This window comes from Streptomyces ruber, from assembly GCF_014648075.1.
GTDB lineage: Bacteria > Actinomycetota > Actinomycetes > Streptomycetales > Streptomycetaceae > Streptomyces > Streptomyces ruber.
Genome location: NZ_BMQK01000005.1, coordinates 228,928 through 253,776, shown reverse-complemented (window position 1 = coordinate 253,776; position 24,849 = coordinate 228,928). Strand labels below are relative to the sequence as shown.

Below are 24,849 nucleotides of genomic sequence, written 5' to 3'. Positions count from 1 at the left end.
TCTCATTCTCCGGATCGTCCGTCCTCACCACTGGTGTCGAGGATGCCGGGGAGTGCCCGCAGGAGGGCGTCCACCTCCGTGTCGCCGACGGTCAGCGGCGGCATGAGCCGTACGACATCGGGGGCGGGCGCGTTCACCAGGATTCCGGCGTCCTGAGCCGCCTGCTGCGCACGGGGCGCGAGCGGCTCGGTGAGCACGATACCCAGCAGGAGGCCCGCGCCACGGACATGGTCGACCAACGGGTGGTCCAGTGACTCGATTCCGTCGCGGAGCCGCTCGCCCTGCCGCTTGACGTTCTCCAGCAGTCCGTCGCCCTGGATGGTGTCCAGGACGGCGAGACCGGCGGCGCACGCGACGGGGTTCCCGCCGAAGGTGGTCCCGTGGTGGCCGGGTCCCATCAGCTCCGCGGCCCGCCCGAAGGCGACGGTCGCGCCGAGCGGCAGTCCGCCGCCGAGGCCCTTGGCGAGGGTGACGACGTCCGGCAGGACGCCCTCGTGGGCCTGGTACTCGAACCAGTGGCCGGTGCGGCCGACGCCGGTCTGCACCTCGTCCAGGACGAGCAGCGAGCCGGTGGCCGCGGTGATGGCGCGGGCCGCCTTCAGGTAGCCGGGGGGCGGGACGACGACGCCGTTCTCGCCCTGGACCGGCTCGATGATCACGAGGGCGGTCTCCTCGGTGACCGCGGCGGCCAGCGCCTGCGCGTCGCCGTACGGGACGTGGGTGACGTCGCCGGGCAGCGGCAGGAACGGCTCCTGCTTGCCGGGCTGGCCGGTGAGCGCGAGCGCGCCCATGGTGCGGCCGTGGAAGCCGCCCTGGGTCGCGACCATGTGGGGGCGCCCGGTCAGCCGGCCGATCTTGAAGGCGCCCTCGTTGGCCTCGGCGCCGGAGTTGCAGAAGTAGACCTTGCCGTCGCGGCCGAAGAGCTCCAGGAGCCGTTCGGCGAGCGCGACGGGCGGTTCGGCGACGAACAGGTTGGAGACGTGGCCGAGGGACGCGATCTGCCGGCTCACGGCCTCGACGACCGCCGGGTGGGCGTGGCCGAGCGCGTTGACCGCGATGCCGCCGACGAAGTCGAGGTACTCGGTGCCGTCGGCGTCCCACACCTTGGTGCCCTCGCCGCGGACGAGGGGCAGCCGCGGGGTGCCGTAGTTGTTCATGAGCGCGCCCTGCCAGCGGGCCGTCAGCTCCTGGTTGGTCATGCGGCTTCCCCCTCCTGCTCGTCGCCCGGCTCGTCGGGTACGACCATCGTGCCGATGCCCTCGTCGGTGAAGATCTCCAGCAGGATCGAGTGCTGGACCCGGCCGTCGATGACCCGGGCGGTGGTGACGCCGTTGCGCACGGCGTGCAGGCAGCCCTCCATCTTCGGCACCATGCCGGCGGACAGGTCCGGCAGCAGCTTCTCCAGCTCGGAGGCGGTGAGGCGGCTGATCACCTCGTCCGAGTCGGGCCAGTCCTCGTAGAGGCCCTCGACGTCCGTGAGGACCATCAGCGTTTCGGCACCCAGTGCCGCAGCGAGTGCCGCAGCCGCCGTATCAGCATTGACGTTGTAGACATGCCCCGAATCACCGTCGTCCTGACTGCGGGCGATGGAGGAGACGACCGGGATGCGGCCGTCGGCGAGCAGGGCCTCGATCGCGCCCGTGTCGATCGCGGTGATCTCGCCGACCCGCCCGATGTCGACGGGCTCGCCGTCGATCTCGGGCGTGTGCTTGGTGGCGGTGATGGTGTGCGCGTCCTCGCCGGTCAGGCCGACGGCGAGCGGGCCGTGCTGGTTGAGCAGCCCGACCAGCTCGCGCTGCACCTGCCCGGCGAGGACCATCCGTACGACGTCCATGGCGTCCTCGGAGGTGACTCTGAGGCCCGCCTTGAACTCGCTGACGATGCCGTGTCTGTCGAGGGCGGCGCTGATCTGGGGGCCGCCGCCGTGCACGACGACGGGCTTGAGGCCCGCGTGCCGCAGGAAGACGACGTCCTGCGCGAACGCGGCCTTCAGCTCCTCGTTCACCATGGCGTTGCCGCCGAACTTGATGACGACGGTCCTGCCGTGGTGGCGGGTGAGCCAGGGCAGGGCTTCGATGAGGATGCGGGCCTTGGGGAGGGCGGTGTGTTTGCGGGTGGAGGGCGTTCGCTCTTCTGAGTGATTGACCGTCATAGCCGACTTTCGGGGAAGAATTCGGATCAGCCGCCGGGCGGGCGGTGTTGGCCTGCGGAGGCGACGTAGGACTCATCCCGGACTTGTCCGGGGCAAGCGGTCGCCCGCGAAACAGGAACCCTCGTCGGCGACGACGAGGACCCGCGACAACCAAGCGGGCACGTCAAGAGGAGTACGCGCTGTTCTCGTGGACGTAGTCGGCCGTCAGGTCGTTGGTCCAGATCGTCGCTGACTCATTGCCTGCCGCGAGGTCCGCCACGATGTGGACCTCGCGGTAGCGCATGTCCACCAGCTCCCGGTCCTCCCCCACCGAGCCGTTCTTGCAGACCCAGACTCCGTTGATGGCGACGTTCAGCCGGTCCGGCTCGAAGGCGGCGGACGTGGTGCCGATCGCGGAGAGCACGCGGCCCCAGTTGGGGTCCTCGCCGTGGATGGCGCACTTGAGGAGGTTGTTGCGGGCGATGGAGCGGCCGACCTCGACGGCGTCGGCCTCGCTCGCGGCGTTCACCACCTCGACCTTGATGTCCTTGCTGGCGCCCTCGGCGTCCCGGATGAGCTGCTGCCCGAGGTCGTCGCAGACGGCGCGGACGGCCTCGGCGAACTCGTCGTACTCCGGGGTGATGCCGGAAGACCCCGAGGCGAGCAGCAGCACGGTGTCGTTGGTGGACATGCAGCCGTCGGAGTCGACGCGGTCGAAGGTGACGTTCGTCGCGGCGCGCAGCGCCTTGTCCAGTACGTCGCCGTCGAGGTCGGCGTCCGTGGTGAGGACGACGAGCATGGTGGCGAGGCCGGGGGCGAGCATGCCCGCGCCCTTGGCCATGCCCCCGACGGTCCACCCGTCCTTCCCGCTGACGACGGCCGTCTTGTGCACGGTGTCGGTGGTCTTGATCGCGATGGCGGCCTTCTCGCCGCCGTGCTCGGAGAGCTGGTCGGCGGCCGTCTCGACGCCGGGCAGCAGCTTGTCCATCGGCAGCAGCACGCCGATGAGGCCGGTGGAGCACACGGCGACCTCGACGGCGCCCCGCCCCAGCACCTCCGCCACCTTCTCGGCGGTGGCGTGCGTGTCCTGGAAGCCCTTCGGACCCGTACAGGCGTTGGCGCCGCCGGAGTTGAGGACGACGGCGGACACCTGGCCGCTCTTCAGGACCTGCTCGGACCAGAGGACGGGCGCGGCCTTGACGCGGTTGGAGGTGAAGACGCCCGCGGCCGCGCGGCGCGGCCCGTTGTTGACCACGAGGGCCAGGTCGGGGTTGCCGTTCTCCTTGATCCCGGCGGCGATGCCCGCCGCCGTGAATCCCTTGGCTGCCGTGACGCTCACGGTGCGACTCCGATCGTGGAAAGCCCGGTGGTCTCGTCGAGACCGAGGGCCAGGTTCATGCTCTGGACGGCACCGCCCGCGGTGCCCTTGGTCAGGTTGTCGATGGCGCCGATCGCGATGATGCGGTGCGCGGCCTCGTCGAGGGCGACCTGCACCTGAACGGCGTTGGAACCCTGGACGGACGCCGTGGCGGGCCACTGCCCCTCGGGGAGGAGGTGCACGAAGGGCTCGTCGGCGAAGGCCTTCTCGTACGCGGCGCGCACGGACTCGGCGCTCACTCCGGGCTTCGCCTTCGCGCTGCACGTGGCGAGGATGCCGCGGGGCATCGGCGCGAGGGTCGGGGTGAAGGAGACGGTGACGGGCTCGCCGCCGGCGGCGCTCAGGTTCTGCGTGATCTCGGGCGTGTGCCGGTGGCCGCCGCCGACGCCGTACGGCGACATGGAGCCCATGACCTCGCTGCCGAGCAGGTGCGGCTTGGGGGCCTTGCCCGCGCCGGACGTCCCGGACGCGGCGACGATCACGGCCTCGTTCTCCGCCAGGCCCGCCGCGTACGCGGGGAAGAGGGCCAGCGAGACGGCCGTGGGGTAGCAACCGGGTACCGCGATGCGCTTGGACCCCTCCAGCGCGGCGCGGGCACCCGGCAGTTCGGGGAGGCCGTAGGGCCAGGTCCCGGCGTGCGCGGAACCGTAGAACCGCTCCCAGTCGGCGGCGTCCTTCAGCCGGAAGTCGGCGCCCATGTCGACCACGAGCACGTCCGGTCCGAGCTGCTCGGCGACGGCGGCGGACTGCCCGTGCGGGAGGGCGAGGAAGACGACGTCGTGCCCGGCGAGCACCTCGGCCGTGGTCTCCTCCAGCACCCGGTCGGCCAGCGGCAGCAGGTGCGGCTGGAGCGCGCCGAGGCGCTGTCCCGCGTTGGAGTTGCCGGTCAGGGCGCCGATCTCGATCTCGGGGTGGGTGAGCAGCAGACGCAGCAGTTCGCCGCCCGCGTATCCGCTCGCTCCCGCCACCGCTGCACGTACCGCCATGAAATCCTCCTCCTGGAGGGCATGACTATACGTATCGCTGCACGTTTATGCAATCCTTGCCGTTCGAGCGCCCTCCCGGGACCGGCACACGACCCCACGATCGCAGGAACCATGCGCACTCTCGGTGCACGCGGGACGACACCCGGTGCGGTCGTCCGCACTCGCGCCCAACTGGGAGACGGCTCACGGGCGTTGGAGCGCTAGCGCGGTATGGTTCGTTCTCGGGACGGACCGAAGGAACCCACGTCGGCACACCGGAACCGTCATCCCGAGCAGAGAGTCCTGGACACGAGCCCCCTCACCACGGACGCCTGAGCCTCGACTGCCTGGAGGGCGTGTTAGGTGTACCCGCTGCAGCATTCCGACCCGACGAACATGGGTCGCTACCGCCTGATCGGCCGGCTCGGATCCGGCGGCATGGGGAGCGTCTACCTCGGCCGGACCCCCGGGGGGCGGCCCGCCGCGGTCAAGGTCGTCAACGCCCACCTCCAGGACGACTCCGCTGCGCTGCAGCGCTTCCGCCGCGAGGTGGAGACGCTGGGCACCGTCCGCAACGCGTTCACGGCGGCGCTCATCGACGCCGAGGTGGACACTCCGCCGTTCTGGATGGCGACCGAGTACGTGCCCGGCCCGACCCTGGCCGACGCGGTCGAGGCGTCGGGCCCCTTCCCCGTCGACCTGGGCCGTGCCGTGCTGGCCGCGCTGGCCGAAGGACTCGCCGACGTCCACGTGCACGGGGTGCTGCACCGCGACATCAAGCCGCAGAACGTCATCCTGTCGGCCACCGGGCCCCAGCTCATCGACTTCGGGATCGCCCGCAGCGACGAGATGACGAACATCACGCAGGTGGGCACCGCCATCGGCACCCCCGGGTTCATGGCTCCGGAGACCCTCACCCGGAACGAGGCCGGACCGCCGTCCGACGTGTTCGCGCTCGGCGTCACCATGGCCTACTGCCTCACCGGCCGTCCCCCGTACGGCCACGGCTCCCTGGCGACCGTCTCCTACCGCACCGTCCACGAGGAGATGGACCTCGCCGGGGTCGACACCGAGATGGCCGAGCTGATCGCCCGCTGCGGGCACAAGGACCCGGCACAGCGCCCCGGACCGCAGCGCATCGTGGAGCTCTGCGAGAGCGAGACCGACATCGTGAGCCATCCGGCCTACCAGCGGATCATCGCCATGGCGGCCGCCCCGGGCACCGTGGCCGCCCCGCCCACCGTGCCCGCTCCGCCGGTACCGGCACCGCCCGCGCCGGTCCCCTCCGAGCCGGCCGCGCCCATGTCGCCGGACGCGCCCACGAGGATCGGCGTCGCCACGCCCGCCCCGTCCGCCGCCCCGGGGCCGGCCCCGGCGACCGCTGTGCAGACCCAGTACACGGCGCCTTCGCCGCAGGCCGGAGCACCCGCCGCGGCCGCGCGCGACACGGGACCGGCCCGGCTCCGTCGCAAGCCGCTCGTCGCCGTCGGCGCCGTGGCCGCCGTCGCCGTCGTGGCGGCCACAGTGATCGCTCTGGCGGGTTCCGGTTCGAACGCCGAGGCCAAGGACCCGAAGGCGTCCACGAGCCACGGCGGCTCCGACCCGGGCGCGGGCGAGAAACCCGCGACGGACGGGCGCCTGCCGCAGTCGTTGACGGTCGAGGCTCCGCGCACGCTGGAGGCGGGCCAGTCCCTCGAGGCCGCGCACGTGAGACTGACCATGCTCGAAAGCGGCGATCTCGCCGCCCACGACGAGAACGGCAGACAGGTGTGGGCGGCCGGCACGTCCGGCGAGAACCACGAGGCGGTGTTCCAGGAGGACGGCGACCTGGTCGTCCGGGACGCCGACGGGAAGACCGTGTGGGCCACGCACACCTCGTCCCGGCAGGGCGGAGCCGTCCTCGAACTGCGCGCCGACGGCGTCGTCGCCGTGGCCAGGGGCGGCAAGGACCTCTTCCGGACCAGCCCGGACCCCGCACTCCCCCAGTCGCTGACGGTCCAGGCCCGGCGGACCCTGCTGGCCGGCGAGTTCGTGCAGGCCGCGCACATGAAACTGATCATGCAGGAGGACGGCAACCTCGTCGCCTACGACGAGGACAACCAGCCCACCTGGGCGTCCCGCACCTTCGGCGAGAACCACAAGGCGGTGTTCCAGGAGGACGGCAACCTCGTCGTCTACACCGCCGACGACAAGCCGGTGTGGGCCACCAACACGGGCTACCCCGACGGAGGCGCCGTCCTCCGGCTGCGGGCCGACGGCGCCTTCGCCATCACGAAGGACGGCCGGGACCTCTACCTGAGCAGCGAGCCGGCTTCCTGAGCAGCAAGCCGGCTTCCTGAGCGGCGAACCGGCTCCCTGAACGGTGAACCGGCTCCCTGAACAGCGGGGCGGTCACCGCTTCCTGAACGGCGGGGCGGTCACCGCTCCCCGATCCGCAGGAACGTCACCGAGTTCGCCGGGAGGGGAGGAACCGGTGCCGCGCTCCCGGGCTGAGGGGTCACCCGTCGGCACCCCGCCGATCCGCGCCCTCCGTGGGCCCGGTCCCGTACGAGCCGTACTTCTCCGACGGGGCCGCGGCCTCCTCCGGCGTCAGCAGCCGTACGGGGTTCTCCCCGAGGAGCAGCGGCAGCGCGGAGACCTCCTCGACCTCGACCGCCGCCTCGACCGCCGCGCGCAGCGAGGTGCCCGCGGTCACCGGGCCGTGGTTCTGCAGGAGGACGGCGCGGAAGGGGAACGGGAGCCGTTCCAGCACCACCACTCCCTCGGAGTCCAAGGTGGAGGTCAAGCAGGCCGCCATGGCCTCGGCCGCCAACTCCGTACTGGTGGCGGGCTCCGCCAAGTACGGCACCTTCGGCCGCTACCGGGTCGCCCCGCTCACCGCGTTCGGCACCATCGTCACCGACGCCGACCTGACCGACGCGGCCGCCGAGGGCATCCGCGCCGGCGGCTCGTCCCTCGTGCTGGCGCGATCCTGACCCGTCCGGCCGGGACGAACCCGGCCGTCCCGCTCGTTGTACCGGGGGACCGGCCGCCGCGGCGGCCCCTACGACGACGGAGAGGCGGAACCGATGGACGACGTCACGACGACCCCGCACCACGGCACACCGGTGAAGGAGGCGGTCGGACGGTACGGGATCTGGAACCTGGGCCTGTGGTCGGAGGACCCGGCGCGGCGCGGCGAGATCGCGGAGGCCGCCGCGGAACTCGAGGAGCTCGGTTACGGCGCCGTCTGGGTGGGCGGCAGCCCCGGCGTGCAGCACGCGGAGCCGCTTCTCGGCGCGACGACCCGGCTCACCGTCGCGACCGGCATCCAGAGCATCTGGGACTACGGGGCCGAGGACACCGCGCGGCGTTTCGCCGAGGTGGAGGCCGCCCACCCCGGCCGCTTCCTGCTGGGACTCGGCGTGAGCCATGCGAAGCTCACGGAGCACTACCGCCGCCCGTACTCCGCCATGGTCGGCTACCTGGACGCCCTGGACGCCGCGAAGGTGCCCGCCGAGCGCCGGGTGCTGGCCGCGCTCGGCCCCAGGATGCTGGAGCTGTCCCGCGACCGGGCCGCGGGGGCGCACCCGTACTCGGTGACGCCCGAGCACACCGCGCAGGCCCGCGAGATCCTGGGCGAGGGCCCGTTGCTGGCGCCCGACCTGAAGGTGGTCCTGGAGTCCGACCCGGAGCGCGCCCGTGACCGGGCCCGCGCCTACCTCTCCTTCTACCTGGACCTGCCGAACTACACCGGCAACTTCCTGCGGCTCGGCTTCACCGAGGACGACTTCCGGGACGGCGGCAGCGACCGTCTGGTCGACGCGGTGTTCGCCTGGGGCGACGAGGACCGCATCCGCGCCTCCGTCGACGCCTTCCACGCCGCGGGCGCCGACCACGTGGCCCTCCAGGTGCTCACCGACGACCCGCGGGAGGAGCTCCCGCGCGGGGGCTGGCGGCGCCTCGCCCAGTTGCTGGGCTGACGGCCGCGGGCGCGGCACCCGGCGGGGGTCCGCCGGGGCCGCGCCCTCAACCGGCGCTACCTCCGCTCGATCCGCAGGAACGTGACCGAGTGCGCCGGGAAGGTGTACGTGAAACGGTCGGCCACGCCGCCGACCACCGACTTCTCGGGCTTCACCGGTGTCTGTGTCTCCGTGTTCACCGCGTCGGGCGCGGCGGCCAGGGTGGTCACCCGCGCCTTGGACGCGACCTTCGCACCGCCCAGGTCGATCGCCGTACGGGCCGCCGCCGGCTGGGCGTTGACGACCTTGACGATCAGGTCCCCGGTCCTCGCGTCCTCGGTGACGACCTGACGGAACGGCTCGGCGGGCTTGTCGTCGGTGAAGCTGCCCCACTCCTCGCCGTCGAGGTACAGGGTCACCTGACGGCCGCGCACCTTGATGTCGATGTCGTAGGCACGGCCCGTCTCGATCGAGTGCGGCTTGGCGAGAAGCGTCGACTTCCCGCCGTCCACGGCCTGTTCCACCGCCGACGAGGTGTTGTTCCAGCCGCCGAGGTTCCACCAGTAGTAGTTGCCGGTGTCCTGGACGCCGAAGGCGATCAGGAAGCCCTCCTTGCCGGACATCTTGGTGGCCTGCACGCTCAGGTCGTAGTTCTGCCAGGACGTGTCACCGGCCGTCACCATGGTGTTCTCGGCGGCCTCGTCGGTCTGCACGTAACGGCCGTCCCGTACGCTCCAGCTGCCGCCGCCCGTGTGGGTCCACCGGGAGGCGCCACCGCCGAAGTCCTCGCTGAACAGCGTCTCGCCGTTCTCGCCCGTGACGGTCACGTCGTCGTACGCGGCCGAGGTCGCCCACGTGGACAGGCCGACGGCGCCCGTGACGGGACCGCTGACCGAGGGGGTGGAGGTGGCGGCCGACGGGACGACGCGGTCGCCGACGTTGGTCATGAAGAGCTTCTGCGTCTCGTAGTTGGCCGAACCCCAGGAGGCGTGGTTGTTGAACCAGATCATGTCGGGCGACCACTGCACGTAGTCCTCGTTGGCGAGCAGCGGGGCGTAGCTGGCGAGCTTCACGATGTCCGCGTTGCGTTCCAGGCCGGTCATGAACGCGGCCTCGGCGAGGGCGTTGCGCCAGGCGTTGCCCTGGGAGGCGTACTCGCCGAGGAAGACCTGGGGGCCTTCGCGGTCGTAGGAGTCGTAGCGGTCGTTGTTCTGCAGGAACCACTGCGGGCTGTTGTAGTAGTGCTCGTCGACCATGTCGACACCGGCCTCGCGGTTGAGCCGCCAGGCCGTGTCGAAGGTCGTACCGGCGTCGTCCGGCCCGGAGTTGGAGATGACGGTGATCTCCGGGTACTCGGTCTCGATCGCGGCGCGGAACCTCTCGAAGCGGGCGAAGAACTCGGCGGGGAGGTTTTCCTCGTTGCCGACCGCGAGGTGGGTGAGGCGGAAGGGCTTCGGGTGGCCCATCCGCGCGCGCTCGCGGCCCCACTCGCTGCTCACCGGGCCGTTGGCGAACTCGATCAGGTCGAGGGTGTCCTGGATGTGCCGTCGCAGCAGTTCCTCGTCGTCGGTGGCCCGGTTCTGGCCGCAGCCGGTGACGAGGGCGGGGACGACGGGCAGCGGCATGGCGCCGATGTCCTCGGCGAACTGGAAGTACTCGTAGTAGCCGAGGCCGTAGCTCTGGTTGTAGCCCCAGAAGTTGGCGTTGGTGGCGCGCTGCTCGACCGGGCCGATGGTGTCCTTCCACTGGTAGCTGCGCTTGCGCTGCCAGTTCGACTCCTCGCTGTAGTCCTCCATGGAGCCGGTGTTGACCAGGCAGCCGCCGGGGAAGCGGAGGAAGCCGGGCTTCAGTGCGGCGATCTTCTCGGCGAGGTCCTTGCGCAGCCCGTTCTCGCGGCCCTTGAAGGTGTCGCGCGGGAAGAGGGAGACCATGTCGAGGGCGGCCGCGCGGTCGGTGGCGACGGTGAGGCGGCCGGTGGTGCTGGTGCGGCTCGCGGTGAACGTCGCCTCGTACTTCGCCCAGCCGCCGCGCGCCGTGACCTTGCGGGCGGTGGCGAGCGCGCCCCCGGAGTCGGTGAGGGAGACGGTCAGGCTCGCCCGTCCGTCGGTACGGGCCCAGACCGAGAAGTCGTACTTCTCGCCGCGCTCGACGCTGATTCCGGTGTTGTAGCCGGAGTTGGTGACGGACGAGCCGGCGCCGAGGGCCAGGTAGGTGCGGTTGCGCTCGTGCAGGCGGCCCTCGTCGTCCAGGGTCTGCGCGGAGCCGGTGACGGACCAGGAGGTGAGCGGGGTGTAGGAGGCGTGGTCGGCGGTGGAGTACTCGAAGGAGCGGTTCTGCACGAGTTCGGCGTACAGACCGCCGTCGGCGGCCCGGTTGATGTCCTCGTAGAAGACGCCGTACATCGTGTCGTCGATCTTCGCTCCCCCGGCCTTCGGGTCGACGGTGATCGCGTAGTCGGTGACGTCCTCGGCGGCGTCCTCGGCGTGGGCCGGGCCCGGCACGACGGCCGACGCCATCAGCAGGGCGGACGCGGCGACCCCCAGTCTCCGGGTGGTGCGGGACCCCAGTCTCCGGGAGGTGCGGGACCGGGTGCGGGTGCGTGACATGGATACTCCGCGGTTCGGTGAATTATTCGATATATCGAACATCTGTCAGCACTTCGAACGGCAAGATAGGGAGGGGGCCGAAGGGCGTCAATGGGTCGTGCGACGACGGAAGGGACGGGGAGAGAGCTGATGGGTGAGTTCTGGCCGGTCGAGGACGTGCTGGCGCATCTCGCCGGGAGCTGGCGCGTGCGGCGGTCGGTGCGGGACCTGTCGTCGGGCGACGAGGGCGATTTCTCGGGGACGACCGCGTTCGAGGCGCTGGACGGTGGCGGGCTGCTGCACCGGGAGTCCGGCACCTTCGTCTGGCGGGGCGTCGCGCGGCCCGCCGAGCGGACGCTGCGCTTCCTGCCGGGCGAGGCCCCGGGCACCGCCGACGTACGGTTCGCCGACGGCCGCCCCTTCCACGACCTCGACCTCACGTCCGGCCACTGGATCACGGACCACCCGTGCTCGGCCGACCTCTACCGGGGCGAGTTCACGGTGTACGACGCGGACCGCTGGCGCACGGTCTGGCGCGTGGGCGGCCCGGCCAAGGACCTGCTGCTGACGACGGACTACACACGGCTGGACGGGTCCTGAGCACCCGGCCCGCGGGGCCGCGTCACACCGCTTCGCGGGCCGCCGTGCGCAGCCGCCGCACCCCCTCCGCGATCTCCCCCGCTCCCGCGACCGCCGCGTAGCTCAGCCGGATGTGGGCGGCCGGCGGTTCGGCGGCGAAGTAGGGGCGGCCGGCCATGACCGCCACTCCGGCGCGCAGGGCGCCCGCCACGACCGGCTGCTCGGCCGTGCCGTCGGGCAGCCGGAGCCACAGGTGGTACCCGCCGGACGGGATGTGCGGCAGGGCGTACGCGGGGAGCTCGCGCCGCAGCGCGGACGCCATCGCGTCCCTGCGCAGCCGCAACTCCCGCGCGACCGTCCGGAGATGGCGCGCCCACGCCGGCGATCCCACGAGTTCGAGCGCCGCCTCCTGGAGCGGGCGCGGCACGAAGAAGGTGTCGACGACCTGGATGGCCCGCAGCCGCTCCAGCACCGGCCCCCGGGCCGCGAGCGCCCCGACCCGGAAGCTGGGCGAGGTCGCCTTGGTGAGCGAGCACACGTGGACGACCACCCCGTCGGGGTCCTCGGCCGCCAGCGGGCGCGGCAGCGGCCCGGCGTCCTCGTGCACCAGCCGCCGTACGAAGTCGTCCTCGACCACGAAGGCCCCCGCCTCCCGCGCGATGCGCAGCACCTCGCCCCGCCGCCCGGCCGCGAGCACCGCGCCCGTCGGGTTCTGGAAGAGGGGCTGGCAGACGAAGACCCGCGCGCCGGTCGCCCGGAACGCGTCGGCGAGCAGGGCGGGCCGTACCCCGTCCGCGTCGACGGGCACCGGAACGGGCCGCAGCCCCGCGGCCCGGGCGATCGCGAGCATGCCCGGGTAGGTGGGCGACTCGACGAGCACCGGGGCGCCGGGCGGGGCGAGGGCCCGCAGCGCGGTGGTGAGCGCGGACTGGCCGCCGGCCGTGACGAGCACCTCGGCGGCGGTGACGGCGCCGCCGATCTCCCGGGCGAACCACTCGCGCAGGTCCGGCAGCCCCTCCATGGGCGGGCGCCCCCAGGCGCCGGGCCGGCGCCCGGCCCGCGACAGCGCCGCCGCCATCGCCTGCTCGGGCTGGAGCGAGGAGTGCAGATAGCCGCCGCTGAGCTCGATCACACCGGGCGGCGGAGCCGCCAGCGAGACCACCACGCCGGAGGCGTCCACCGAGCGGGGTACGAGGTCGGCGGCGCCGTCCGCGCTGAGCGCCACCTCCTGCCAGGAGGTGTCCCCGGCGGCCGCGACGGTGGTGCGCGGCCGTGCGCGGAACGCGCCGGCGCCGGGACGGGTGACCACCAGCCCGTCGGCGGCCAGCCGCGCCAGCGCGCGCGACACGGTCACCGGGCTCACCCGGAACCGTTCGACGAGGGCCCGGCTCGACGGCAGCTTCTCACCGGGTGAGTAGCGGTCCAGTTCGCTCCGCAGCCGATCGGCCAGTTCCCCGACACTGCTACGCTCATGCATGACAGCACAGAGTAGCGCTACCGCCTCACCCTCGATAACAGTCGCCACCGGCGGCGAGCGGCCGGGCCTCGGCACCCTCCAGGCCGCCCTGGGCGTCCTCGCCTTCTCCCTCACCTTTCCCGCCACCGCGTGGGGCCTGGAAGGCTTCGGACCCTGGTCGCTGACGGCGACGCGCAGCGTCCTCGCGGCCGTCGTCGCGGGCGGCTGCCTGCTGTTCCTGAGGGTGCCCCTCCCGGACCGCCGCCACTGGGCCGGTCTCGCCGTCGTCGGTGTCGGCGTGGTCCTCGGGTTCCCGCTGCTCACCACCCTCGCCCTGCAGACGTCGACCACCGCGCACGCCGCCGTCGTCGTGGGCCTGCTCCCGCTGACCACCGCGGTCTTCTCGGCGCTGCGCATCGGCTCGCGCCCCTCGCGGACCTTCTGGGCGGCGGCCCTGGTGGGCGCGGGCGCCGTGCTGGCGTTCACCGTGGGGCAGAGCGGCGGTGCCCTCTCGACGGCGGACCTGTACCTGTTCGGGGCCCTGGTGGTGTGCGCGGCGGGCTACACGGAGGGCGGCCGGCTGGCCCGGGTCATGCCCGGCTGGCAGGTGATCGGCTGGGCGCTGGTGCTGTGCCTGCCGCTCACGCTGCCGGGCGCGCTGCTGGCGCTGGCGCACGAGCCGGTCGCGCTGACCGCGCACAGCGTGACCGGGCTGCTGTGGGTCGCCCTGGGCTCCCAGTTCCTCGGGCTGGTCGTCTGGTACCGGGGCATGGCCGTGATCGGCATTCCGCGGGCCAGCCAGTTGCAGCTCGCGCAGCCCCTGCTCACACTGGTGTGGTCGGTGCTGCTCCTCGGCGAACGGCTCACCCTGGCGGCACCGCTGACAGCCGCCGCCGTACTGGTCTGCATCGCGGTCACGCAACGAGCGCGGAGCTGACCACCAAGGGTTCCCGGTGGAGCCGTCCGCCCTAGACTGGCAGCCACGGACCGCCACCCCCGTTCGTTACGAGGAGGCCTTCCCGATGCACGCAACCGTAGGTGACATCCTGCTCGTGCACGGCAGGATCGTCGGGCAGAACGACAGGACCGCGGAGGTCGTCGAGGTCCTGGGGCCGGACGGCACCCCGCCGTACCGGGTCCGCTTCGAGGACGGCCACGAGACCCTCATGTCGCCGGGTCCCGACACGGTCGTCCAGCCCCGCCAGGAGCCGACCATGTAACACCCGGCCGGGTCCCCGGCACCTCACCCGGGCGGGTTCGCCGGCTCCCGGTAGTGGTCGGCGGCCACCCGCGCCATCGCGCCGATCCGGTCCTGCGCGACCTCCTTGGCCGCGAAGAACACGTGTCCGCGCACCTGCGGATGGCCGTCGGCCAGGGTGAGGTGCCGGGAGAGCTCCGCCGGGTCCTGCCAGGCCTCCGGCTGAGCCGGGTCGCCCGCCTTGTACAGCGCCTCGCCCACGTACAGCCGGGTCCCGCTGCCCCCGGCCACCTCCGACCACCAGGGCAGCAGCTTCGCGTAGTCGGCCGCCCCGAAACCGATGTTCCAGTAGAGCTGCGGGCAGACGTAGTCGATCCAGTTCTCCCGGACCCACTTACGGGTGTCCGCGTACAGGTCGTCGTAGGTCTGCACGCCCGCGCGCGTGTCCGAGCCCTCCGGGTCGGTCGCTGCGTTGCGCCACACCCCGAAGGGGCTGATCCCGAACTGGGTGCCCGGCCGGACCCGCTTGATCTGGTCCGCCATCTCGCGCACCAGCCTGTCGATGTTGTCGCGCCGCCAGGCAGCCCGGTCCGCGAAGGCCCCGCCGTGCGCCCGGTACGCCGCGTCGTCGTCGAAGGTCTGGCCGGAGACGGGGTACGGGTAGAAGTAGTCGTCGAAGTGCACGGCGTCGACGGGGTAGCGGCGCACCGCGTCGAGCATCGCCTTCTGCACGAAGGCGCGCACCTCGGGGAGGCCCGGGTCGTAGTACAGCTTCCCGCCGTACGCGACGGCCCAGTCCGGGTTCCTCCGGACGGGGTGCGTGGCCGCCAGCCGCTCCGGGTCGGTGTGCCCGGCCACCCGGTACGGGTTGAACCAGGCGTGCAGCTGGAGCCCCCGCCGGTGCGCCTCCGTGACCGCCGTGCCCAGCGGGTCCCAGCCCGGGTCCTTGCCCTGGGTGCCGGTGAGGTACTGCGACCAGGGCTCGTACGGCGACGGCCACAGCGCGTCGGCCGCGGGGCGGACCTGGAACATCACCGAGTTGAGCCGGCGCTCCGCGGCCAGGTCGAGGATCTCCAGGAGCTCCGCGCGCTGTGCGTCCGCGGACAGGCCCGCACGGGAGGGCCAGTCACGGTTGGCGACGGTCGCGACCCACACCCCGCGCATCTCTCCCTCGGCCGCCCTGCGCCCCGGCCCGGCCGCCCCGCTCCGCGCGGACGCGCTCCAGGCGGAAGCGTCCCCCGCCGTGACGAGCCCGCCGAGCACCGTGGCGGCGAACAGCCGCCGTGACATCCGCCTCATCCCCACACCTCCGCAACACCTGGTGCCCGCCCGGTAGCGGGACGTGTCGGTGGTCAGCCTGCCACGCACCACCCCGAAAACCACTCACCTCGCGCCGCGGGTAACGTGCAGGTTCGGCGCAGGCACGGACCACGGAAGAATCCTGCGACAGACCGACAGCCCGTAGACCAGTGAAAGGGACGATGTGACCGACATCGAACGCGTCGGAGTGGTCGGCTGCGGCCAGATGGGAGCGGGCATCGCCGAGGTGTGCGCCCGGTCCGGCCTGGACGTGAAGGTCGCCGAGACCACCGGCGAGGCCCTGGAGATCGGCCGCACCCGGTTGTACAACTCCCTGTCCAGGGCGGCCGAACGCGGCAAGCTCACGGAGGAGGAGCGCGACGCCGCCCAGGCCCGGCTGGGCTTCACCACCGACCTCGGCGAGTTCGGCGACCGCGACCTGGTGATCGAGGCCGTCGTCGAGAACGAGCAGGTGAAGACGGAGATCTTCCAGGTGCTGGACCAGGTGGTGACCCGCCCGGACGCCATCCTCGCCTCCAACACCTCCTCGATCCCCCTGGTCAAGCTGGCCGTCGCCACCTCGCGCCCGGACCAGGTGATCGGCATCCACTTCTTCAACCCGGCGCCCGTGCAGCGGCTGGTCGAGCTGATCCCGGCGCTCACCACCTCCGAGGGCACGCTCAGCCGGGCCCAGCTGTTCGCCGAGAAGGTCCTGGGCAAGCACGCGATCCGCGCGCAGGACCGGTCCGGCTTCGTGGTCAACGCCCTGCTGATCCCGTACCTGCTCTCCGCGATCCGGATGTTCGAGTCGGGCATCGCCGGCCGCGAGGACATCGACAACGGCATGGAGCTGGGCTGCGCCCACCCGATGGGACCGCTGAAGCTGGCCGACCTGATCGGTCTGGACACCGTGGCCTCGATCGCGCAGAGCATGTTCGACGAGTACAAGGAGCCGCTGTACGCCGCTCCGCCGCTGCTCCAGCGCATGGTCGACGCCGGCCGCCTCGGCCGCAAGACGGGGTCCGGCTTCTACGTGTACCCCTGATCGTTCTCACTGAGCGTGAGGCTCCGGCCGCGTGGGCCCGGCACTCGGACGAGTGCCGGGCCCATTCCATTCACACACCGTGTGCGCACCGGGCACGCAGACATCCCCCACACACCTTCCCCACATGCCCACCGGGCGGTTTCACTGTGAGTGCGCATCGAACCGATGGCCGACTACAGAGAGGAGCTGGCAAGTGGCCACCGATCTTGAGCAGCCCGTGGTCAAGGGCGAACTCGCGGACTTACGCCGACGCCTCGACGTGGGACACGCCCACGTCGAGGGAGGGCTCGCGCTGCTCAGTCACCGTGCCGAACAGAACGCCAAGGAGATCGACGAGCTGAACGCACGGATCGTCGCCCTGGAACACACCCGCTGGCCGTTGCCCACCGTGGCGGCGCTCGCGACCGTGGGCGCGCTCGTCGTGGCGATCTGGCAGGCTCTGGGCCGCTGATGCGACCGGACGCCGACAGCTGATCAGGGCCTGGCGTCCTGCCCGAGCCTGAGATGGTGCAGGAGGAGCAGGGCGGCCGCCATGTTGGCGGCCGGGACCTCACCGCGGGCGACCATGTCGGGAACGAGTTTGAGGGGAACCCATTCCCGGCGGTCGGACTCGAAGTCGTCCACGGGGTGGCCGACATACTCTCCCTCGTCGGCCCAGTAGATGTGGTGCCGGGCGTCGGTGAGCCCGTTGGAGGGCTCGACGCTCATCAGGTGACGCAGGGGTCCCGGCCGCCAGCCGGTCTCCTCCTCCAGTTCGCGGGCCGCCGCCCCGGCGATGTCCTCGCCGTCCTCGACGACGCCCGCGGCCAGCTCCCACCCCCAGCTGTCGGTGATGAAACGGTGCCGCCACAGCAGCAGCACCTCGTTGGCCTCGTTGACGACGGTCGCCACGGCCACGGGGCGCAGCCGTATCAGGAAGTGGTCGAGATGCCGGCCGTCCGGCAGTTCGACGTCCGCGAGATTGACGCTGAACCAGCGATTCGCGTACACAGTTTGTTCGTTTAGTTTCGTCCACTGCACGGTTCTGCCACCTTCCGACGGGTAAGGGGCAATATCGCAGCAGGAGTTCCCCATCTTGAGGCGCGCAGTGATCGCACGGCGGGAGCGCGCGGGGCGTGGGAGGCGGACCGGGCGTGCGCAGGTTCCGCGCCGGGCGGGCGCGGTGCTCACCGCTACGAGCGCCGGGGTGCGCGCCGGTGTGGGTGGCGAGATGCGTGCCGACGACCGCCGGTACGCGTTCCGGTACGGGGCCCGCTACAGCGGTACGCGCAGTGCTCCCTCGATGAGCTCGGCGGCCTCGGCCGTACCCGTGGAACCGCTCCGGACCAGGTGTTCGCGCACCGCCCGCAGTCTGTCGCGCAGCCGCTGGGACTCCATCCCGCGGGCCTGCTCGGTCATCCGGACGGCGGTCACCACCGCCTTGTCGGCGTTGCCCTGGCGCAGCTCGATCTGGGTGAGCATGGCGAGCCGGTGCACGCGGCCCCGGTCGTGCGCCGGCGTGTCCACCGCGGCGGCGGCGTGCGCGGCGGCGGCCTTCAGATCGCCGAGGCTCAGCAGAGCCTCCGCCACCTGTACGTTGACCAGGCCGGGCTGGACATAGCCGGTCTCGTCCGGCTCGTGCCCGCGCCGGATGCGTTCGGCGGCCCGCTCGGCACGCCGGATGCAGGACAGCGCGCTGCTGCCGTCGCCCAGGTGCGCGTACGCCTTCGCCTGCATCGCGTACAGGTCGGAGGCGAGCGCCGGGGTGATGTGCCGGCCGGCGGCGCGCAGCGCGGCCTCGGCGAAGGCGACGGCCTGCCGGTAGTCCTTCATGAACAGCGACTGGTTGACGAGCAGCGCGATCACGTAGCCCCCGAGCCCCCGGTCCCCGCTGGCCTTGGCGAGCCTGAGGGCCTGGTGGAAGTACCGCTGGGCGAGCCCGTGGGCGTCGGAGTCGTACGCGCAGATGCCCGCGACGGCGACCAGCCCGCCGGTGGCGCGGTGCAGCTGGCGGCCGGTGGCGTCGGTGTAGCCGCCGCGCAGCAGGGGTGCGGCCTCCGCGTTGAGGAAGCCGACGATGCGCGTGCGGGTCGCTATGCCGCCCGCCTTGCGGTAGAGCTGCTCGTAGTGGGCGCGGGCGGCGCGCAGCATCTCGATGTCGGCGCCCGTGACCCGGTGCCGGCCGCCGCGCGAGACGTCCGTGTCCTCGGGCGGGTTCTCCCACTCCCAGACGGGCATCACCGCGGGGGTCCCGGTCACGGCGGGGGCGCCGAGGATGTGCGGGCGCTGCTGCTCGTCGGAGCGCCACAGGGCGGTGGCGCGCTCGACGAAGCCGGACAGCGAGGAGCCGTGCACGGCGACCGGTTCGCCGGGCACGCCGAGGCCGATGTCGTCGAGGGTGACGGTACGGTGCAGCCGGGCCGCGAGCACCTCGCAGATCAGGTCGGGCACCTGGCCGCGCGGTCGCTGGCCCTTCAGCCAGCGCGCCACGGCGGTGTGCTCGTATCTGAGCGACAGGCCGCGGGCCCGTCCCGCCTGATTGACATGGGCCGCGAGGCCCGCGTGGGAGATCCCTGCTTCGTCGAGGATGGCGTCGAGCAGAGTGTTGGGCTGCATGGGTGCCCTCCCGTTACTCGGTGCAGCCAGATTAATACCTCTCCGTGCATTCACCCTCTTTCCTTCACACGGGGTGTGAACGGAGTGCCCGCATCCGGGTCGTGTGCGCACTGCCGCGCCGCGTTTCGGCCCGATTGACTGAAATGCCTCGCAGGAGGCCGGACGGGTCGCCGGCTCCCCCTCGTACACAGTGCGGCGGCCCGTCCACGCCGTCCGCGCCGGGGCGACGGGGTCAGGTGACGCGACGGGCCACGGCGGGACCGGACCGGTGGCCGACGCGGCACCCGTCGTTCCCCAGCACCAGCAGGGTGACGTCGTCGGCCGGACGCCCCCGGGTGTGCCGCAGCAGCTGGGTGAAGACGGCTCGCAGCACCGACTGGGCGGTGAGCGGCCGGGTGCGCACCGCCTCGGCGAGCACGGCGGGCAGGGAGAAGAACCGGCCCTGGGCGTCCCGGGCGTCCTCCACGCCGTCGGTGTGCAGGAACAGCGCCTCGCCCGGCAGCAGGGGACCGCAGTCGGTGGCCGGCAGTTCGGCGGGCAGCGGGAACGGCCCCAGCGGGGGCAGCGGTTCACCGCCGTCGAGGGAGCGCACACCGCCGTCGGCGGTGAGCAGGTGGGGCCAGGGGTGGCCGCAGTTGAGGGCGAGCACCTCGCCGTCGCGCCGGATCTCCAGCAGCAGGACGGTCACGAACTCCTCGGCCACCGGGTCGTCCGGGTCCGGGCCGTCGAGGACCGCCCCGTCCAGCGGGTGCGGACCCCGGACGGAGAACTCGGCCCTGGACCGCTCGCGCAGATGACGGGCGAGGGCCCGGTCGAGCCGCCTGAGCACCCGCGCCAGCTCGGCCTCGTCGTGCACGGCCTCGCGGAAGCAGCCGAGCACGGCGGCGACGGTCCCGATGGCGGCCGGGCCGTGGCCGCGCACGTCGCCCATCACCACCCGCACACCCCGGTCGGTGGCGATCACCTCGTAGAGGTCCCCGCCGACCGCGGTGCCGCGGTCAGCGGACAACTGCACGGCGGCGGTGGCCAGCCCGCCGATCCGCGCGGGCAGCGGCCGCAGCAGCGCGTTCTGCACGGCCCCGGCGGCCCGCCGGGCCTGCCGCAGCTCTCCGAGCAGCGCCCGCCGCACGTGCAGCATGAGAGCGGTGCCGACGGCGAAGAAGACCGCACCGGTCACGAGCCGCGCACCGAGCGACTCCTGCTCCGCCGACGGGCAGACGAGCTTGTACGTGAGCGCCATGGTGCCCCACATCGTGGGCAGCCCCAGGGCGAGCACCAGCCGGACCGGCCGCCGGCCGGCACGGTGGGCCTTCCTGGTTCCAGCTGTGAGACGGTTCATGCCGATGGCCCCCCATGTAGGCCCCTGACAGCGCGCACTGCAGCGCACGGACGGCCTTGAGCGGCCGGTCCGATTGTGCCGACCAGATGCCCCGATCGACCTGAATCGCCCTAACTTGTCACCCGAACGAGTGAAGTGACTCCTGAGACACAAGGGGCGCGGGGAACCGCACGACCAGCCACGGACGACCTCAGCCGTCCGCACCGACCCGCAGCCCCCAAAGGGGCGCGGGGAACCGCACGACCAGCCACGGACAGCCTCAGCCGTCCAACCCGACACCAGCCCCCAAAGGGGCGCGGGGAACCGCACGACCAGCCACGGACGACCTCAGCCGTCCAACCCGACACCAGCCCCCAAAGGGGCGCGGGGAACCGCACGACCAGCCACGGACAGCCTCAGCCGTCCAACCCGACACCAGCCCCCAAAGGGGCGCGGGGAACTGCGCGACCAGCCACGGACGACCTCAGCCGTCCGCACCGACCCGCAGTCCCCCGCACCCGACCCGGAGAACCAGCGGAGCTACTACCCCCGCAGCACCGCCCCCGTCCGCTCCCCCGCCAGCGCGACGGCCGCGTCGCGGGCCGCGGAGGCCTCGTCGACCGTCAGGGTGCGGTCGGACGCGCGGAAGCGCAGCGCGTACGCGAGGGACTTCCGCCCCTCACCCAGCTGCTCCGCGTTCTCGTACACGTCGAACAGCCGGATCGACTCCAGCAGCTCCCCGGCGCCCTCGCGCAGCGCGGCCTCGACGTCCGCCTGCGGCACCGCCCCGTCGACCACCAGGGCGACGTCCTGGGTGGCGACCGGGAAGGAGGAGATGCGCGGCGCCTGCGGGGTGTCGTCGCCCGCCCGCTCCAGGACGTCCAGGTTCAGCTCCATGGCGCTGGTGCGCGCGGGCAGCCCGAGGGCCTTCACAACGCGCGGGTGCAGCTCGCCCGCGTGGCCCACGACCCGCTCCGTACCGTCCACGACGACCGCCAGCTCGGCGCACCGGCCCGGGTGCCACGGCCCGTACTGCCCGTTCCGCACGACCAGCTCGGCGCCGGCCTCGCGGGCGACGGTCCGGGCGGCCTCGACCGCGTCGGCCCAGTCGGCCGGGCGGCCCCTGCCCCACCAGCCGGCCTGCTCGCGGGAGCCCGCGAGGACGACGGCGACGTGACGCGGCTGCTCGGGCAGCGCGGCGTTCAGCGCCGCGATCTCCTCGTCGGTGGGACGCCGGTCGACGGGGAGCTGGGCGGCGACGTGCTGCTCCTGGCCCGGCAGGAAGACGAGACCGGTCTCGAACAGCGCCAGGTCGTGGCTGCCGCGGCCGTCGTTGCGGCGCAGCGCACCGAGCAGGCCCGGCAGCAGCGACGTGCGCAGCGCGGGCTCCTCGTCGTTGAGCGGGTTCGTCAGCTTCACGACGCGGCGGGCCGGGTCGTCGGCCGCCAGGCCGAGCTGGTCGAAGACCTGCTCGCCGACGAACGGGTAGTTCGGCGCCTCGACGTAACCCTCGCCCGCGAGGGCGCGGCCGACACGGCGGTGCAGCCGCTGCCGGCGGGTCAGCCCGCGGCCGGCCGGGGGCCGGGGCAGCGTGGCGGGCAGGTTCTCGTAGCCCTCCAGGCGGATGACCTCCTCCGCCAGGTCGTTCGGGTCGGTGAGGTCGGGCCGCCAGGACGGGACGGTGACAATCAGCTCGTCCTGCCCGTACACGTCGCAGCCGACCTCCTGGAGCCGCCGTACGACGGTCTCGCGGCCGTAGGCCACGCCCGCCACCTTGTCCGGGTGGTCCGCCGGGATGGTGATCGTGTGCGGCGCGGACGGCGCGATGACCTCGGTGACACCGGCGTCGGCGGTGCCGCCCGCGAGCAGCACCAGCAGGTCGACGGTGCGCTGGGCGGCGGCGGCCGCGGCCTGCGGGTCGACCCCGCGCTCGAAGCGGCGGGACGCCTCCGAGGACAGCCGGTGGCGGCGGGCCGTGCGGGCGATCGAGACCGCGTCGAAGTGCGCGGCCTCGATGACGACCTCGGTGGTCGGGGCGTCACTGTCACCGATCTCGGTGTTCGCGCCGCCCATCACGCCCGCGAGGCCGATGGGGCCGCGTTCGTCGGTGATGACCAGGTCCTCGGCGTCCAGCGTGCGCGTGACGCCGTCGAGCGTGGTGATCTTCTCGCCCGGCTCGGCGCGGCGCACGCCGATGGAGCCCTGGACCAGGTTGCGGTCGTAGGCGTGCAGCGGCTGGCCGAGCTCCATCATCACGTAGTTGGTGACGTCGACGGCGAGCGAGATCGGGCGCATGCCGACCTTCTGCAGCCGGCGCTGGAGCCAGATCGGGGAGCGCGCCTCGGGCTCGAGGCCGCTGACCGTACGGGCGGTGAAGCGGTCGCAGCCCATCGGGTCGGCGATCTTGACCGGGTAGCCGTACGCGTTGGGGCCCGGGACGTCGATGAGCGCCGGGTCGCGCAGCGGCAGGCCGTAGGCGGTGGCGGTCTCGCGGGCGACACCGCGCATCGACAGGGCGTAGCCGCGGTCCGGGGTGACGGCGATGTCGAGGACCTCGTCGACCAGTTCCAGCAGCTCGACGGCGTCGCGGCCGACCTCGGTCTCGGGCGGCAGCACGATGATGCCGCCGCTCCCGTCGTCGCCCATGCCCAGCTCGTCGCCGGAGCAGATCATCCCGTGCGAGACCTTGCCGTACGTCTTGCGCGCGGCGATCGCGAAGTCACCGGGCAGCACGGCGCCGGGCAGCACCACGACGACCTTGTCGCCGACGGCGAAGTTGCGGGCGCCGCAGACGATCTCCTGGGGCTCGCCGGTGCCGTTGGCGGTGCCGACGTCGACGGTGCAGAAGCGGATCGGCTTCTTGAAGCCCTCCAGCTCCTCGATGGTCAGCACCTGGCCGACGACCAGCGGGCCCTTGAGGTCGGCGCCGAGCTGTTCGACGGTCTCGACCTCGAGTCCTGCCGAGATGAGCTTGGCCTGGACGTCGCGCCCGGTCTCCGTCGCCGGCAGGTCGACGTACTCCCGCAGCCAAGAAAGCGGGACCCGCATCAGATCTCCATCCCGAACGGCCGGGTGAACCGGACGTCACCCTCGACCATGTCTCGCATGTCCTCGACGTTGTGGCGGAACATCAGCATCCGCTCGATGCCGAACCCGAAGGCGAAGCCGCTGTACCTCCCGGGGTCGACGCCGCAGGCGGTCAGCACCCGCGGGTTGACCATGCCGCAGCCGCCGAGCTCGATCCAGCCCTCGGAGGAGCAGGTGCGGCAGGGCCGGTCGGGGTTGCCGACGGACGCGCCCTTGCAGACATAGCAGAGCATGTCCATCTCGGCGGACGGCTCGGTGAACGGGAAGAAGTTCGGCCGCAGCCGGGTCTTCATGCCCTCGCCGAACAGCGACTGGACCATGTGGTCCAGGGTGCCCTTGAGGTCCGCCATGGTCAGGCCCTCGTCCACGGCGAGCAGCTCGACCTGGTGGAAGACGGGGGTGTGCGTGGCGTCCAGCTCGTCGGTGCGGTACACGCGGCCGGGGCAGATCACGTACACCGGCAGCTCACGGTCGAGCAGGGAGCGGGCCTGCACCGGCGAGGTGTGGGTGCGCAGCACGACACCGGACTCGGTGCCGCCCTTCGGACCCTGCACGAAGAAGGTGTCGTGCTCGCCGCGCGCCGGGTGGTCCGGGCCGATGTTCAGCGCGTCGAAGTTGAACCACTCGGCCTCGATCTCGGGGCCCTCGGCGACCTCGTAGCCCATGGCCACGAAGATGTCCTCGATGCGCTCCGAGAGGGTGGTCAGCGGATGCCGGGCGCCGGCGGGCACACGGTCGTGGGGCAGCGTGACGTCCACGGCCTCCTCGACCAGCACGCGCGCGTCGCGCTCCGCCTCCAGCTCGGCCTGGCGGGCGGCGAGGGCCTTGTTCACCGCGCCGCGGGCCATGCCGACCCGCTTGCCGGCCTCGGCCTTCGCCTGCGGGGGCAGCGCGCCGATCTCGCGGTTGGCGAGCGCCAGCGGCGAGGTGCCGCCGGTGTGGGCGACCTTCGCCTCCTGGAGCGCGTCGAGCGAGTCCGCCGCGGCGAAGGCGGCGAGCGCCTCGTCCCGCATACGCTCGATCTCTTCCGGTTTCAACGCCTCGACCTCGACAGGGTCGTACGACTTATTGGGTGCCGACATCTCTTCCCGTGTTTCCGGTTTGGCTGGCTGAGGGTCCCCGTCGTGACTCGTGGGCGTGTGCTGACGCTGACGGCCGTGGTCGACTGCGGACGCGAAGGTGCCAAAGGCCGAGTCTAACGGGGTGGGAGCGGCTGTCCCGAACGGGCGCCCGCCCGGAGGGCCGGACGGCGCGTGCGCGGGTGCTGCCGCT

Annotated in this window: 20 protein-coding genes and 1 pseudogene; 8 read left to right on the top strand and 13 right to left on the bottom strand. The window is 72.5% G+C overall.

The window, feature by feature from the left end:
• Positions 1–2: 2 nt before the first annotated feature.
• The 4 genes from IEZ04_RS15050 to argC all read right to left on the bottom strand — a co-directional run bounded on the left by IEZ04_RS15050 (position 3) and on the right by argC (position 4,495).
• Positions 3–1,199 carry an acetylornithine transaminase gene (locus IEZ04_RS15050; protein ID WP_189217351.1) on the bottom strand — a complete coding sequence of 399 codons (1,197 nt, stop codon included), beginning with the start codon at positions 1,197–1,199 and terminating at the stop codon, positions 3–5.
• The gene (gene argB / locus IEZ04_RS15045; RefSeq protein ID WP_189217350.1) at positions 1,196–2,152 is read right to left on the bottom strand and encodes an acetylglutamate kinase; all 957 of its coding nucleotides are present in this window, start codon (positions 2,150–2,152) and stop codon (positions 1,196–1,198) included. The genes IEZ04_RS15050 and argB overlap by 4 nt, the downstream gene beginning before the upstream one ends.
• A 163-nt stretch (positions 2,153–2,315) precedes the next feature.
• On the bottom strand, positions 2,316–3,470 hold the full coding sequence (gene argJ, locus IEZ04_RS15040) for a bifunctional glutamate N-acetyltransferase/amino-acid acetyltransferase ArgJ (RefSeq protein ID WP_189217349.1): 1,155 nt from the start codon (positions 3,468–3,470) through the stop codon (positions 2,316–2,318).
• Complete coding sequence (gene argC, locus IEZ04_RS15035) at positions 3,467–4,495, bottom strand: N-acetyl-gamma-glutamyl-phosphate reductase (protein WP_189217348.1); 1,029 nt, start codon at positions 4,493–4,495, stop codon at positions 3,467–3,469. The genes argJ and argC overlap by 4 nt, the downstream gene beginning before the upstream one ends.
• Before the next feature lie 375 nt (positions 4,496–4,870).
• Between argC and IEZ04_RS34825 the strand changes: the two genes are divergently transcribed.
• Entirely contained in the window at positions 4,871–6,793 is a 1,923-nt protein-coding gene (locus IEZ04_RS34825) for a protein kinase domain-containing protein (protein ID WP_229821047.1), read from the top strand.
• Between the two features lie 178 nt (positions 6,794–6,971).
• On the opposite strand, the gene IEZ04_RS34820 is transcribed toward IEZ04_RS34825, so the two are convergent.
• Entirely contained in the window at positions 6,972–7,271 is a 300-nt protein-coding gene (locus tag IEZ04_RS34820) for a class II aldolase/adducin family protein (RefSeq protein ID WP_229821046.1), read from the bottom strand.
• On the opposite strand from IEZ04_RS34820, the pseudogene IEZ04_RS34815 reads away from it, so the two are divergent.
• Positions 7,228–7,449, top strand: a pseudogene (locus IEZ04_RS34815) (DeoR/GlpR family DNA-binding transcription regulator); the annotation flags it as partial. The gene IEZ04_RS34820 and the pseudogene IEZ04_RS34815 overlap by 44 nt on opposite strands.
• Positions 7,450–7,542: 93 nt before the next feature.
• Positions 7,543–8,436 carry an LLM class F420-dependent oxidoreductase gene (locus tag IEZ04_RS15020; RefSeq protein WP_189217347.1) on the top strand — a complete coding sequence of 298 codons (894 nt, stop codon included), beginning with the start codon at positions 7,543–7,545 and terminating at the stop codon, positions 8,434–8,436.
• Positions 8,437–8,492: 56 nt separating this feature from the next.
• On the opposite strand, the gene IEZ04_RS15015 is transcribed toward IEZ04_RS15020, so the two are convergent.
• Positions 8,493–11,021 carry an alpha-L-arabinofuranosidase family protein gene (locus IEZ04_RS15015; protein WP_189217346.1) on the bottom strand — a complete coding sequence of 843 codons (2,529 nt, stop codon included), beginning with the start codon at positions 11,019–11,021 and terminating at the stop codon, positions 8,493–8,495.
• A gap of 129 nt (positions 11,022–11,150) precedes the next feature.
• Between IEZ04_RS15015 and IEZ04_RS15010 the strand changes: the two genes are divergently transcribed.
• Positions 11,151–11,600, top strand: coding sequence for a DUF6314 family protein (locus tag IEZ04_RS15010; protein ID WP_189217345.1), 450 nt, complete (start codon positions 11,151–11,153; stop codon positions 11,598–11,600).
• Between the two features lie 22 nt (positions 11,601–11,622).
• Here the strand turns inward: IEZ04_RS15010 and IEZ04_RS15005 are convergent, their stop codons facing one another.
• The gene (locus IEZ04_RS15005) at positions 11,623–13,056 is read right to left on the bottom strand and encodes an aminotransferase-like domain-containing protein (protein ID WP_189217344.1); all 1,434 of its coding nucleotides are present in this window, start codon (positions 13,054–13,056) and stop codon (positions 11,623–11,625) included.
• Here IEZ04_RS15005 and IEZ04_RS15000 point away from each other — a divergent pair.
• On the top strand, positions 13,055–13,972 hold the full coding sequence (locus tag IEZ04_RS15000; RefSeq protein WP_189217343.1) for a DMT family transporter: 918 nt from the start codon (positions 13,055–13,057) through the stop codon (positions 13,970–13,972). The two genes, IEZ04_RS15005 and IEZ04_RS15000, sit on opposite strands and share 2 nt — an antisense overlap.
• A gap of 85 nt (positions 13,973–14,057) precedes the next feature.
• Entirely contained in the window at positions 14,058–14,255 is a 198-nt protein-coding gene (locus tag IEZ04_RS14995) for a DUF1918 domain-containing protein (RefSeq protein ID WP_189217342.1), read from the top strand.
• Positions 14,256–14,278: 23 nt separating this feature from the next.
• On the opposite strand, the gene IEZ04_RS14990 is transcribed toward IEZ04_RS14995, so the two are convergent.
• Entirely contained in the window at positions 14,279–15,523 is a 1,245-nt protein-coding gene (locus IEZ04_RS14990) for a glycoside hydrolase family 10-like protein (RefSeq protein ID WP_189217444.1), read from the bottom strand.
• A 193-nt stretch (positions 15,524–15,716) separates the two neighbouring features.
• Between IEZ04_RS14990 and IEZ04_RS14985 the strand changes: the two genes are divergently transcribed.
• Positions 15,717–16,577: a 3-hydroxybutyryl-CoA dehydrogenase gene (locus tag IEZ04_RS14985; RefSeq protein WP_189217341.1), complete on the top strand. Its 861-nt coding sequence runs from the start codon at positions 15,717–15,719 to the stop codon at positions 16,575–16,577.
• Positions 16,578–16,770: 193 nt separating this feature from the next.
• Entirely contained in the window at positions 16,771–17,028 is a 258-nt protein-coding gene (locus tag IEZ04_RS14980) for a hypothetical protein (protein ID WP_189217340.1), read from the top strand.
• 23 nt (positions 17,029–17,051) lie between these two features.
• Here IEZ04_RS14980 and IEZ04_RS14975 read toward each other — a convergent pair whose 3' ends face one another.
• From IEZ04_RS14975 to pheS, 5 genes are all read right to left on the bottom strand, one after another.
• Positions 17,052–17,597 carry an NUDIX hydrolase gene (locus IEZ04_RS14975; RefSeq protein ID WP_189217339.1) on the bottom strand — a complete coding sequence of 182 codons (546 nt, stop codon included), beginning with the start codon at positions 17,595–17,597 and terminating at the stop codon, positions 17,052–17,054.
• Between the two features lie 234 nt (positions 17,598–17,831).
• Positions 17,832–19,172, bottom strand: coding sequence for an NsdA family TPR-like regulatory protein (locus IEZ04_RS14970; RefSeq protein ID WP_189217338.1), 1,341 nt, complete (start codon positions 19,170–19,172; stop codon positions 17,832–17,834).
• A gap of 232 nt (positions 19,173–19,404) precedes the next feature.
• Positions 19,405–20,511 (bottom strand): PP2C family protein-serine/threonine phosphatase, encoded by a 1,107-nt coding sequence (locus IEZ04_RS14965; protein WP_189217337.1) that lies wholly within the window; start codon positions 20,509–20,511, stop codon positions 19,405–19,407.
• A 522-nt stretch (positions 20,512–21,033) separates the two neighbouring features.
• Positions 21,034–23,538, bottom strand: a complete 2,505-nt coding sequence (gene pheT / locus IEZ04_RS14960; protein ID WP_189217336.1) for a phenylalanine--tRNA ligase subunit beta — start codon at positions 23,536–23,538, stop codon at positions 21,034–21,036.
• Positions 23,538–24,659 (bottom strand): phenylalanine--tRNA ligase subunit alpha, encoded by a 1,122-nt coding sequence (pheS, locus tag IEZ04_RS14955; RefSeq protein WP_189217335.1) that lies wholly within the window; start codon positions 24,657–24,659, stop codon positions 23,538–23,540. Before pheS ends, pheT begins: the two co-directional genes overlap by 1 nt.
• Positions 24,660–24,849 lie beyond the last annotated feature (190 nt).